11 protein-coding genes are annotated in these 11,611 nt (G+C 63.2%); 10 read left to right on the top strand and 1 reads right to left on the bottom strand.

What is annotated here, in order from left to right; translation table 11 throughout:
- The first annotated feature begins 37 nt into the window (after positions 1–37).
- From ACF8FG_RS25775 to ACF8FG_RS25735, 9 genes are all read left to right on the top strand, one after another.
- On the top strand, positions 38–1,474 hold the full coding sequence (locus ACF8FG_RS25775) for a TolC family outer membrane protein (RefSeq protein WP_010952041.1): 1,437 nt from the start codon (positions 38–40) through the stop codon (positions 1,472–1,474).
- Positions 1,471–3,639 (top strand): type I secretion system permease/ATPase, encoded by a 2,169-nt coding sequence (locus ACF8FG_RS25770; protein ID WP_318075623.1) that lies wholly within the window; start codon positions 1,471–1,473, stop codon positions 3,637–3,639. Before ACF8FG_RS25775 ends, ACF8FG_RS25770 begins: the two co-directional genes overlap by 4 nt.
- The gene (locus ACF8FG_RS25765; protein WP_318075622.1) at positions 3,636–4,820 is read left to right on the top strand and encodes an HlyD family type I secretion periplasmic adaptor subunit; all 1,185 of its coding nucleotides are present in this window, start codon (positions 3,636–3,638) and stop codon (positions 4,818–4,820) included. The genes ACF8FG_RS25770 and ACF8FG_RS25765 overlap by 4 nt, the downstream gene beginning before the upstream one ends.
- A 147-nt stretch (positions 4,821–4,967) precedes the next feature.
- Positions 4,968–5,867 carry a chemotaxis protein gene (locus tag ACF8FG_RS25760; RefSeq protein WP_014589719.1) on the top strand — a complete coding sequence of 300 codons (900 nt, stop codon included), beginning with the start codon at positions 4,968–4,970 and terminating at the stop codon, positions 5,865–5,867.
- 88 nt (positions 5,868–5,955) lie between these two features.
- The gene (locus tag ACF8FG_RS25755; RefSeq protein WP_014589718.1) at positions 5,956–6,267 is read left to right on the top strand and encodes a hypothetical protein; all 312 of its coding nucleotides are present in this window, start codon (positions 5,956–5,958) and stop codon (positions 6,265–6,267) included.
- Positions 6,264–6,998 (top strand): YkgJ family cysteine cluster protein, encoded by a 735-nt coding sequence (locus ACF8FG_RS25750; protein ID WP_014589717.1) that lies wholly within the window; start codon positions 6,264–6,266, stop codon positions 6,996–6,998. The genes ACF8FG_RS25755 and ACF8FG_RS25750 overlap by 4 nt, the downstream gene beginning before the upstream one ends.
- A gap of 200 nt (positions 6,999–7,198) precedes the next feature.
- Entirely contained in the window at positions 7,199–7,423 is a 225-nt protein-coding gene (locus ACF8FG_RS25745; protein WP_019436955.1) for a hypothetical protein, read from the top strand.
- 205 nt (positions 7,424–7,628) lie between these two features.
- Positions 7,629–8,963, top strand: a complete 1,335-nt coding sequence (locus ACF8FG_RS25740) for an OprD family porin (protein WP_070383471.1) — start codon at positions 7,629–7,631, stop codon at positions 8,961–8,963.
- 233 nt (positions 8,964–9,196) lie between these two features.
- The gene (locus ACF8FG_RS25735; RefSeq protein WP_019436953.1) at positions 9,197–10,687 is read left to right on the top strand and encodes a sensor domain-containing diguanylate cyclase; all 1,491 of its coding nucleotides are present in this window, start codon (positions 9,197–9,199) and stop codon (positions 10,685–10,687) included.
- Here ACF8FG_RS25735 and ACF8FG_RS25730 read toward each other — a convergent pair.
- Positions 10,684–11,160 (bottom strand): PA2169 family four-helix-bundle protein, encoded by a 477-nt coding sequence (locus ACF8FG_RS25730; protein WP_014589713.1) that lies wholly within the window; start codon positions 11,158–11,160, stop codon positions 10,684–10,686. The two genes, ACF8FG_RS25735 and ACF8FG_RS25730, sit on opposite strands and share 4 nt — an antisense overlap.
- A 201-nt stretch (positions 11,161–11,361) precedes the next feature.
- Here ACF8FG_RS25730 and ACF8FG_RS25725 point away from each other — a divergent pair, with 201 nt between their 5' ends.
- A complete protein-coding gene (locus tag ACF8FG_RS25725; protein WP_003247308.1) occupies positions 11,362–11,583 on the top strand; it encodes a DUF3820 family protein in 222 nt (73 codons plus the stop codon).
- Positions 11,584–11,611: the final 28 nt, after the last annotated feature.

Genomic DNA, 11,611 nt, shown 5'->3' with positions numbered 1-11,611 from the left:
GCCCGGCGGCATGGACGACCAGCAGTAAGGGAACTATGTGAAGCGAAGCAGTCCGCTGTCACCGCTGTTGCTGGGAGCCTTCGGGCTCCTGGCCCTGAACTTCCACCCGGTTGCCCAGGCAGCCGATGATATAGACCCCCACCTGCGCCAGATCGGGCCGTCGTTGCTACGCGATGCGCCCGAAGCGGTGCCCGCCCGCCCTCCCATCGGCATGGCCCCGGTCGCTAGTGGCGAACGGCTGAGCCTTACCGACGCAGTGCTGCAGGCAGCGCAATGGCACCCGAGCATCGCAGAGGCCATCGGCAACCTTTACAAGCAGGGCGAAGGCATCAACGTCGCCCGTGCGGGGTATTACCCACAGATTTCCGGCGGTATCCGCACCGGTTATGACACCGGCTATGGCGGCGACCGCAATAGCCAGGCCCTGAACCTGTCGCTCAAACAAATGCTCTATGACTTCGGCAAGGTCGACAGCGCCGTCAACGCGGCCCAGGCTGCCGCCGCCCGGGCACAGGCCAATATCCTGCTGGTGGTCGACGATCTGGCCCGCGACACAGCCTATGCCTGGATCGAAACCCGCCGCTACGAGCAACTGATGACGATTGCCCGCGACCAGATTCGCGGCGTGGGCGACATTGCCGGGATGGCGCGCCAGCGCAGCGACATGGGCGCCAGCACCCGTTCCGACGTGGTACAGGCCGAGTCCCGCGTGGAAAGCGCCCGTGCCACCCTGGAGGAGTACCAGTCGCAGTACGAGCGCTGGCGCTCGACCCTGGCGGCGCTGATGGGCCGCGTTACCCCTCCGGCACTGGCCGAGGGCTCACCCGCCGAGCTGGACCAGGCCTGCAAGCGCCCTGCACAGGGTGATGACCGCCTGCCTGCCGTGCTGATGGCCCTGGCCCAGCGCGCACAGGGCCAGGCCGAGCTGGCCCAGGCCAAGGCGGAGGCCTACCCTACCCTGTCGTTGCAACCGCAGGTCAATCATTACCTGGACGACGACTACAACCGCGATAACGCACGGCTGGACCGCACCCAGGCGGGCATCTACCTGAACGTCGAAGTTCCCATCTACCAAGGGGGCTCCATCAGCGCCCGCACCCGCGCTGCCGGCCACGCGCTGACCGCCGCCGATTCCGCCGAAGACGCCGCACGCCTGCAAGCGCGTCGGGGCCTGGCCGAGGCCAAGGCGCAAACCTCCGGGCTGGGCCGCAGGCTGACCTCGCTGGAAGCCCGCCAGGTCAGCATTCAGGAGGCACGCATGCTCTACGGGCGTCAGTACCTGGACCTGGGCACACGGCCACTGCTCGACCTGCTCAACGCCGAGCAGGAGATCTACCAGTCACGCTTCGAACTTGCCGGCACCCGCTCCGATCTGCTGCGCCTGGATGTCGACTGCCTGTACAACACCGGCGCCCTGCGCACGGCCTTTGGCCTTGAGGGGCGCAACCTGCAAGGTGTGGAGATCCAGCCATGAGTGATTCGATCGATGTGACCCTGCCCAACCAGGCGCCTGCGCCGGAGCAGGCCGCCGCCCACCGGCCAGACCTTGGCCCCTGGCTTGAGGTGATGTTGCAGGTGGCACACCACTACCGCCTGGACGTATCACCCCAGCGTATTCGCCTGGCCGCTGCGGAGGATGCCCGCCCGTTGAATGAAATCCTCCGACACATGGCACGTCAGGCGGGGCTGGCATTGCGCTTCGTGCACTTCGATGCCAAGGGCCTGCGGCAATGGCGCACGCCGCTGGTGCTGGAGCTGGACGATGGGCAGCTGGCGGTGGTCGAGTCGGTGACCGAAGAGGACGACCTGGCAGTGGTGTTCGCCGGTGACCAGGGCCTGACTTCGCGCCTGCCCCGCAACACCCTGAAAGGCCGTATCAACCGCGTGGCCCTGCTGCGCCCGGCCCGGCCACTGCGCGATGTGCGCACCGACGACTACACCGCGCCTTACGACCGCCACTGGTTCGCCCGCATCGTACTGCGCGACCTGCGTCCCTATGGGCAGGTGATGGTCGCGTCACTGGTGGCCAACGTGCTGGCGCTTGCCGGCGTGCTGTTCTCGATGCAGGTGTACGACCGAGTGATACCGGCTGAATCCCTGCCCACCCTCTACGTCCTGTTCGGCGGTGTGGTGTTGGCACTGGTGTTCGACTTCAGCATGCGCCTGCTGCGGCTAAAGGTGACCGACCTGCTCGGCAAGCGCGCCGACCTGCGGGTGAGCGACCTGGTCTACGGCCATGCCCTGCGCCTGCGCAACTCGGTGCGGCCGAAGTCCACCGGCTCATTCATCTCGCAGTTGCGCGAGCTGGAGTCGATCCGCGACCTGATCACGTCCAGCACCGCCACGGTACTGGCCGACCTGCCGTTCTTCCTGCTGTTCCTGTTCGTGTTCTGGCTGATCGGCGGCGTACTGGTGTTCATCCCGCTGGTCGCGCTGCTGGCCATGGTGTTACCCGGGTTGCTTGCACAACGGCGCCTGGCACGGTTGGCCAATGCCTCGATGCGTGAGTCGGCACTGCGCAACGCCATGCTGGTGGAAAGTATCCAGGGCCTGGACGAGATCAAGGCACTGCAGGCAGAGGCACGCTTCGAACGACAGTGGAACCAGTACAACGCGGCCTGCGCGCACACCAACCTGCGCCTGCGCACCCTCACCAACGGCCTGGTGACCTGGACGCAGAACGTGCAGGGTGCCGTGTTTGCCGTGGTCATCGTGATCGGCGCCCCCATGGTCATCGCCGGCGACCTCACCACGGGTAGCCTGGTGGCGGCATCCATGCTTTCATCGCGGATGATGGCGCCGCTGGCCCAGCTGACCCATGTGCTGACCCGCTGGCAGCAGGCCAAGGTCGCGCTGCAAGGCCTGGACAAGCTGATGCAGTCGCCGGTCGACCACCCCGAAGGCGAAGCCCGCGTGCACCTGCCGGCCATTCACGGCGAGTACCGCCTGCGCCAGGCCAACTTCCGCTACAGCGAAGACTACCCGCCAGTGCTGAACATTGGCCGGCTGGACATCCAGCCGGGCGAGCGCATTGCCGTGCTGGGCCGCAACGGCGCCGGCAAATCAACATTGCTGCAGGCGCTGGGTGGGGCCATGGACCTGGTGCAGGGCGAGATCAGCCTGGACGGCATCGCCATGGCCCACCTTGACCCTGCTGACCTGCGCCGTGACGTCGGCCTGCTGCCGCAGTACGCGAGGCTGTTCCACGGCACCCTGCGGGAAAACCTCACCCTCGGCGCCGGCCAGGCCAGCGACCAGGAACTGGTGGCCGCGCTGGCCGCCACTGGCGCACTGGACTTCGTCCGCCGCCTGCCCAAGGGCATGGACCACTTGATCCTCGAAGGGGGCGTGGGCTTGTCTGGCGGCCAGCGCCAAGCCCTGGTGCTGTCGCGCCTGCTGGTACGCCAGCCGCAGGTGCTGCTGCTGGACGAACCGACCGCGTCGCTGGACGACATGACCGAGCGCAAGCTGCTGGATAACCTGGAGCGCTTCTGTCAGGGCCGTACATTGGTGATCGCAACCCATCGACTGAGTGTTCTGCAGCGGGTCGACCGCATCCTGGTGCTGGACGCCGGGCGCATCGTCATCGATGACGCGCGCGATGCCGCCCTGGCCAAACTGCAAGGAGCCCAGGCATGAGCAACCATGAACTCCCGGCCTCCTACCTGGACGGGCAGGACGACCAGGCGGTATTCCGCGCCGGCCGCATCATCACCCTCTGCGCGCTGATGCTGGCGGCGTTCCTGGCCTGGGCCGCCTGGTTCGAGGTGACCGAGGTATCCACCGGCACAGGCAAGGTCATTCCAAGTTCGCGAGAGCAGGTCATCCAGTCGTTCGAGGGCGGTATCGTCGCGCAGATGAGCGTGGCCGAAGGCGACCTGGTCGAGCGCGGCCAGGTGCTGGCCCAGCTCGACCCGACCAAGACGGCTTCCAGTGTTGGTGAAAGCGAAGCCAAATACCGCGCTGCCAGGGCCAGTCAGGCCCGCCTGCAAGCAGAGGTAACCGGCAAGCCACTGACCTTCCCGGAGAGCCTGCGCGACTCTCCTGACCTGATCGATGCCGAAACCGCGTTGTACCAGACCCGCCGCCGCGGCCTGGAACAGACCCTGACGGGTATTCAGGACTCGTTGCAGCTGGTGCGCAGCGAGCTGAAGATCACCGAGAACCTGGCAAAGATGGGTGCCTCCAGCCGGGTTGAAGTGATCCGCCTGAACCGCCAGCGTTCCGAGCTGGAACTCAAGGCCAACGAGGCACGCTCGGACTATCTGGTGCGCGCCCGGGAAGAACTGGCCAAGGCCAGCGCCGAAGCGGACGCCCTGTCGGAAGTGATCCGCGGGCGCAGCGACTCGCTCACCCGCCTGACCCTGCGCTCGCCGGTGCGCGGCATCGTGAAGGACATCGAGGTCAACACCCTGGGTGGCGTGGTGCAGCCCGGTGGCCAGGTGATGAAGATCGTGCCGATGGACGAACGCCTGCTGATCGAAACCCGCATCGCGCCACGGGACATCGCCTTCATTCACCCCGACCAGGCGGCCAAGGTCAAGATCAGTGCCTATGACTACTCGGTCTATGGCGGGCTGGACGGCAAGGTGGTGGGCATCTCGCCGGATACCCTGCAGGACGAGGTCAAACCGGAAATCTACTACTACCGCGTGTTCATCCGCACCGAACAGGACAGCTTGCAGAACAAGGCCGGCAAGCGTTTTGCGATCGTGCCAGGGATGATTGCCACGGTGGATATCCGAACGGGCGAGAAAACCATCCTTGATTACCTGATCAAACCGCTGAACCGGGCCAAGGAGGCCCTGCGTGAACGCTGATCCAAGCGTTTACACACCTCCCCTGTGGGCGCGGGCATGCCCGCACCCGCAGGGGCCCAGGTACTCCTGGGTTCTGTGCAAATTGCCTAAAGCCTGACCCAAACAGGCCGATAACCGGTTATCCCCTGCTCCCCACCGAAGGTCACCATGGCCACGCAAAATGCCCGCGCGGATTCGCTATCCCTGCTGCTGTTCACCCTGCGCAGCGGCAAGCTGATGGCAATCAACCTGCTCAAGGTCAGCGAGATCATCCCCTGCCCGCCGCTGACCAAGCTGCCTGAGTCGCACCCCCACGTAAAAGGTGTGGCAACCCTGCGCGGCCACTCGCTGTCGGTCATCGACTTGTCTCGCGCCATTGGCGAACAGCCACTGGTCGACCCGCAGGGTGGCTGCCTGATCGTTACCGAGATCAGCCGCTCGCGCCAAGGCCTGCATGTACAGGCGGTCAGTCGTATCGTGCATTGCCTGAGCACCGACATCAAACCGCCGCCTTACGCCTCGGGCACCCGCTCGTTCATCACCGGTGTGACGCGCGTCGACAACACCCTGGTGCAGGTGCTGGACATCGAAAAAGTCATACACGCCATCGCCCCGCCCGTCGCCGAGCCAGTGCACAGCACCTTGAACGAAGAAGATGCCAGCCTGCTGGCCGCCGCCAATATCCTGGTGGTGGACGACAGCCAGGTGGCCTTGCAGCAGTCGGTGCACACCCTGCGCAACCTCGGTATCGAATGCCACACCGCGCGCAGCGCCAAAGACGCCATCAATGTGCTGCTGGAGCTGCAAGGCACCGCGCAGGAGATCAACATCATCGTCTCCGACATCGAAATGAGCGAAATGGACGGCTACGCCTTCACCCGCACGCTGCGTGAAACTCCTGACTTCCAGCACCTGTACGTGCTGCTGCACACCTCGCTGGACAGTGCCATGAGCAGTGAAAAGGCGACCCAGGCCGGGGCCAATGCCATCCTTACCAAGTTCTCCTCGCCAGAGCTGACCGATTGTCTGGTGGTGGCTGCGCGTACCGTGGTGTTCGCCGAGCACTGATATATTCAGCGACAAACTCCCCGGCTTGCCGCCGGGGGTGACTCGGGCATAATTCGCGCCCCTCGCAAGAAAATTGCCGGAATCGCGTATGAAGCTTCTTAGCTCTATCTTGATCAGCTGCGCCCTCTTCAGCGGTATTGCCCAGGCCTCCAGTAGCCAGGCCTGGAACGAGCAGCGCCAGCAGATGCTCAAGGCTTGCCTGACCGCCAGCCAGTTCAAGGACGCCCATGCCCGCGGCAAGCCCGCCGAGTTCGATGACCAGGCAGGCATGAGTGCCCTGCTGATCGAAGGCGTCTACCCACAGAAGCACATGCAGCAGCGCACCGGCACCGAACTGTGCCTGTACGACCGCCAGCACCAGCGTGCTTTCGTCAGTGAATGGAGCCCGGAAGCCAAGTGACCGACCGCTTACGTTTCGGCTGTACCGGCTGCGGCAAATGCTGCACCGGCCACCATGTGCCCCTGACGCTGGCCGAAGCGCGTCGCTGGGCGGACGATGCCGGCCAGGTGGTGGTACTGATCGAGGCCTTCGTCGTGGACGGCCCCGGCATGCCGCTGGATCAACGTGACCATGTGCTGCGACGCTCCCATCCGGTGCATTGCGGCGAAGGCGAGGCACGCGTCTCGGTGACCTTTGCTGCATTCAACCCAGGACGTTGCCGTAACCTCGACGCCAACGACCTCTGCACCATCTATGAGCAGCGCCCACTGGTCTGTCGCATCTATCCGGTAGAAATCAACCCGCATATTCCACTGCGGCCAGACAGCAAGGACTGCCCGCCGGAGGCCTGGCAACAGGGGCCGGAGCTGATTCACGGCACGCAACTGGTCGACGTGGAACTGCAGGCGCTGGTACAGGCTTCGCGCCAGGCCGATCGCGATGACATTGCCGCCAAGGTGGCGGTGTGCCAGGCGTTGGGCATGACGACCAGTGCGCTCAAGGGTAACGGTTTTACCGCCTACTTGCCGGATATGGGGGCGTTTGCTGCGGCGCTGGCGCAGGTACAGGGGAATGAAGGGGCGCAGTGGACCTTGCATGTGCAGGATGAAGCGCTGACGGCAAGCTTGCAGGCACTGGGTTTGCGCACAACCCATGAAACCCCGGTTTATTACGCCTTTATCGGTTTCTAGCCTGGCCATTTTGCCCAAGGCGGCGCACTGTGCAGGCGCCCTGGCACGGGACTTTCGCCGAAAGCCCCGTTGTTTCCTCCAAGGATCGTTACCTTTTGCGCAACAGTGCTTATCGCACTTCGCTCTGTTTCGAGTGCACTGAAAGGACTAACTTTACCCCTGTCCTCATTAGCACTTGCACCGCAAGAAGGTAGTTTCAAATGTCCAACAGTATGGGTATTGCCAGCGTCTTCGTCCTGTCTTCCCTGTTGTTGTCGCCCCTGGCCATGGCCGAAGAATCCCCGGCATTCGTTGCCCGTAATGCAGAGTTCGCGGCTGTCCATCAAGAGGCCCGTGACGCTGTAGCCGCAAACAAGGCAGAAACCGTAAAAGACGCGAAACAGACAGCTTCCAAAGTCAGCGTCGATGCCAATGCCGACAGCTGATCACGCGCTGTCGCTGCTCCCGTTTTCCCTTGGCTACGCCATGGGCACCCCCGGTGCCGATATGTTAGCCTTTTAAAGCCGCTGCCGATCAGCGGCTTTTTTTATGTGCTTTAACGCTCAGCCCGGCTGTAACGTGTACCTATAAAAAAGACGCACATTCAAATATAAAAACTGCCCCACCGTCAGACCCAAGGAGCTAGTACCGGTGCCTTCCGCGTTTCGTTTTACCCCGCTTTTCATTGCGTTGTCTGCAACGATCCCTCTCGCCGCCCAGGCAGATGAAGACAAGGCTGATGGCTTCATCGAAGGTTCGTCCTTCAACCTGCATTTTCGTAATGCCTACTTCAACCGCGACAACCACAACGCCGGCGTGCGCGACACCCGCGAGTGGGGCCAGGGCGCGGTAGCGCGTTTCGAGTCGGGCTACACCCCGGGTGTAGTCGGCTTTGGCCTGGATGCTCATGCCATGCTGGGCCTGAAGCTCGACGGCGGTGGCGGCCATGCCGGCACCAGCATCCTGCCCGAACACATCAAGGACGACGGCGAACTGGGCGCTGCCCCGCATTCGTTCTCCACTGCCGGTGCTGCGGTCAGGCTGAAAGCCTTCGACACCGAGCTGAAAGCCGGTGACCTGTTCCTCACCAACCCGGTGATCGCCGGCGGCGAAACGCGCATGCTGCCGCAAACCTTCCGCGGTGTAAGCCTGACCAACACCAGCATCGACGGCCTGTTGCTCGAAGGTGGCCAGGTCAGTTTCACCCACCCGTACAACCAGAGCGGCCACCGCCGCATCGACACCTACTACGGGTCACTGGATGAGCACGACAAGAGCAAGCACCTGAACTGGGCCGGCGCGTCGTGGAGCGGTACCGAGCACATCACCGCCAACCTGTACGCCGCCGAGCTGAAGGACATCTGGAACCAGTACTACGCGGACTTCGACTACACCTATGTGGTCAATGACCTGGTCAGCCTGAACCCGGGCGTGCACTTCTATCACACCCAGGACACCGGCCAGGCCCTGCTAGGCAAGATCGACAACAACACCTACAGCGTGCACTTCACCGTCAACGCAGGCTTCCACAGCGTCACCGCTGCCTACCAGCGAGTGAACGGCAACACGCCATTCGACTACATCAACCTGGGCGACAGCGTGTACCTGGACAACTCGCGCATGTACTCGGACTTCAACGCGCCGAACGAGCGTTCGTGGAAACTGCAGTACGGCTATGACTTCGCCGGTGTCGGCGTGCCTGGTTTGTCCACTTCGCTGTCCTACTCGCGCGGCGAGGCTGACCTGACCAAGGCCACTCAGGACACCACTCACTACGACTACTACCGTGAGGATGGCAAGAACGCCATGCACTGGGAGCGCGACCTGGACGTGAAATACGTGTTCCAGGAGGGTGACCTCAAGGACCTGTCGGTGCTGGTACGCTATGCCACTCACCGCGGCAGCCAGGGTTATGCGTCGATCGACAGCAACAGCGACAACGATGAACTGCGGGTAATCGTCGATTACCCACTGAACGTGTTCTGATCTTGCGCTGCAAGCATCGCAAATAACCCTGTGGGAGCGGGTTCAACCGCGAAGAAGGCACCGCGGTGTTGGGCACCGGCTGCGCCGATGTTCGCGGGTAAACCCGCTCCTACAGGCGACGGCAAATCGAAAAGTACGGTACACCGTGCTTCCGTCGGACAAATCTTGTCCGACAATGCCCGCTTCCCTAGAATATCGCCGCCGCGAATGGCCCTGCCCACGCAGTAGCGAGCATGCCCACCCAATCCCCGCGTTTCGCAGTCTACAGGTCGCACCCCGAGCTGATCCTCAACCTGGGCAGTTGCCTTGCCGTGCTCGCCATCGTGGCCATCGTCAGCTACTTGCTTGCCCGCGAGCGCGAAAGTATCGAGCAGTCGGCGGTGCGCTCGTCGAACAACATCGTGCAGCTGATCGAAAGCGACATTCTGCGCAACGTCGAACTCTACGACCAATCACTGCAAGGCCTGATCTGGGCCGTCGGCCGCAAGGAACTGCCGGAAGTCCCCGGCCCGATACGCCAGCGCCTGCTGTTCAATGAAGCCTTCGTCGACCGCAAGCGCGGTGACGTGCTGTGGCTGGACAAGCAAGGCAATATCGTTGGCGACTCCACCAGCAGCGTGCCCCGCAAGGCCAACTTCGGCGACACCGGGGTGTTCAAGGCCCACCAGCACAATGCCAACCTCGGCTTGCTGGTGGGCCCCCCTTTCAAGGCCAAGCTTGGCGACCTGGACTGGTGTATCAGTTTCAGCCGACGTATCTCCGGCCCCAATGGCGAGTTCGCCGGGTTGGCAGCGGGTGCGCTGCGCCTGTCGTACTTCAATGAGTTGTTCCAGCGCCTGGACATTGGCCACGACAGCAGCATCAACCTGTTCAATACCGATGGGCAGTTGCTCGTCCGCCAGCCCTACCGCGGGCAGGACCCGCTGATTGGCACCTACTACACCGAACGGCCCAATTTCAAACGCATCCTCAGTGAACAGAGCGGTAGCTTCACCGCCCGCTCCCACAGCAGCGGCAAGCTGCGCATGTTCACCTTCGCCCGGGTCGCGCAGTTGCCACTGATCGTGCTGGTGGCGCACTCGGCCGACGAGGTGTTCGAGTCCTGGCGCCGCACGGCCATTCTGGTCAGCGTCGCCACCGGCGGTCTGTGCGTGGGCATTCTCTGGCTGACTTTGCTGCTGGGCCGCGAACTGCGCCGCCGCCACGAAGCCGAAGAAGACCTGGCCATGCTCGCTTCCACCGATAGCCTGACTGGCCTGGCTAACCGCCGCAGGCTGGACCATGTGCTGCGTCAGGAATGGGCCCGTGCTCAACGTAGCCGTAAGCCGCTGGCGGTACTGATGGTGGACGTGGACCACTTCAAGGCATTCAACCAGCGCCATGGCCATGCCGGTGGCGACCATGCCTTGCGCGAGGTGGCCAAGGCCATCGAGACATGCATTCGTCGCCCCGCGGACCTGGCTGCGCGCTATGGTGGGGAGGAGTTTCAGGTAGTGTTGCCGGAAACCGATCTGGCCGGTGCCCAGCTACTGGCTGAACGCATCCGCGCCAGCGTCGAGGCGCTGGCGCCGTTTGCGGATGATGCCCACGCCGTGACCGTGAGCATCGGTATCGGTCTGTCCGGCACCCAGCAGGACCTTGGCAGGCTGCTGGGTGCTGCGGACGAAGCGCTCTACCGCGCCAAGGCCAATGGCCGCAATCGGGTAGAGGGCCCGCTCGATTAGGAGCGGGCGCGAGCGGCGTTGCGCAGGGCCTTGACCTGGTCATGGTTGCGCTGCACGCCTTGCAGCTGCTTTTCCACCAGGCTGTAGGTCATGTCGCTGGCAGTGCGGCCCAGTTTCACCAGCTTTTCGCGGGCTTCCTTGTAGGCCTTGAGGGCGTGGTCCTCGCCCCGCTCCACCTCGTTCAGCACTGCTTCCTCGTCCTTGCCGGTGACCATCGACTTGAGGTTGACCCAGCCGCGGTGCAGGTCGCCACTGATGCTGGTAGAGGTTTCAGGATCGCCGCCCAGACGGCGCACTTCGCTCTGCAGCTCACTGGCAGCGTTGGCGCACTCGCCCGCACGCTGGACGAAGAACGCTTTCAGTTCGGGGTTCTTCACATCATCGGCCGAGGCCTTGAAACCTTTCTCGCCATCCTTGCTGTACTCGATCAGGTCGTTGAGTACATCGATCACGTCTTTGTTGGGGTTGCTCATGGTCGAACTCCTTGGCAGGTGATAGTCCTCTAGAGAGTTGCAGTGTTCGTGCCACGCTTTCAAAAAACGTAAAACCCTTACTATTCAATAACTTACAGCTTGATTGGCGACTGATGGTTACGGCGTTCTGCATGATTGCCGCTTGGGGCTTCGTGCAGATTGCAGTATGGTCGGCGCCTTTCCACAGCCAGGTGCGCGAAGATGAAGCCGGAAACTCTCGAACTACTGGTGACCCGCAGCATGCCGTTCGGCAAGTACCAGGGAAGGATCATTGCCGACCTGCCCGGTGACTACCTGGCATGGTTTGCGCGCAAGGGCTTCCCGGCAGGAGAACTGGGCGGGTTGCTGGCATTGATGCATGAGATCGATCACAACGGGCTGGGTGATCTACTGGTGCCGTTGCGGCAGAAGCATCGCCGTTGAAAGGCCAACGCGGGCTCTGTGGGAGCGG

The organism is Pseudomonas sp. YQ_6 (genome assembly GCF_043103245.1).
Taxonomy (GTDB): Bacteria; Pseudomonadota; Gammaproteobacteria; order Pseudomonadales; family Pseudomonadaceae; genus Aquipseudomonas; species Aquipseudomonas alloputida.
The sequence above is the reverse complement of the archived record's forward strand: the minus strand, read 5'-3'. Positions and strand labels throughout refer to the sequence as shown.

Bases quoted from the DNA above. Each gene is read 5' to 3' on its own strand.
- ACF8FG_RS25770 (WP_318075623.1), top strand. From the start codon at position 1,471: ATGAGTGATTCGATCGATGTGACCCTGCCCAACCAGGCGCCTGCGCCG.
- ACF8FG_RS25765 (WP_318075622.1), top strand. From the start codon at position 3,636: ATGAGCAACCATGAACTCCCGGCCTCCTACCTGGACGGGCAGGACGAC.
- ACF8FG_RS25760 (WP_014589719.1), top strand. From the start codon at position 4,968: ATGGCCACGCAAAATGCCCGCGCGGATTCGCTATCCCTGCTGCTGTTC.
- ACF8FG_RS25755 (WP_014589718.1), top strand. From the start codon at position 5,956: ATGAAGCTTCTTAGCTCTATCTTGATCAGCTGCGCCCTCTTCAGCGGT.
- ACF8FG_RS25745 (WP_019436955.1), top strand. From the start codon at position 7,199: ATGTCCAACAGTATGGGTATTGCCAGCGTCTTCGTCCTGTCTTCCCTG.
- ACF8FG_RS25735 (WP_019436953.1), top strand. From the start codon at position 9,197: ATGCCCACCCAATCCCCGCGTTTCGCAGTCTACAGGTCGCACCCCGAG.
- ACF8FG_RS25730 (WP_014589713.1), bottom strand. From the start codon at position 11,160: ATGAGCAACCCCAACAAAGACGTGATCGATGTACTCAACGACCTGATC.
- ACF8FG_RS25725 (WP_003247308.1), top strand. From the start codon at position 11,362: ATGAAGCCGGAAACTCTCGAACTACTGGTGACCCGCAGCATGCCGTTC.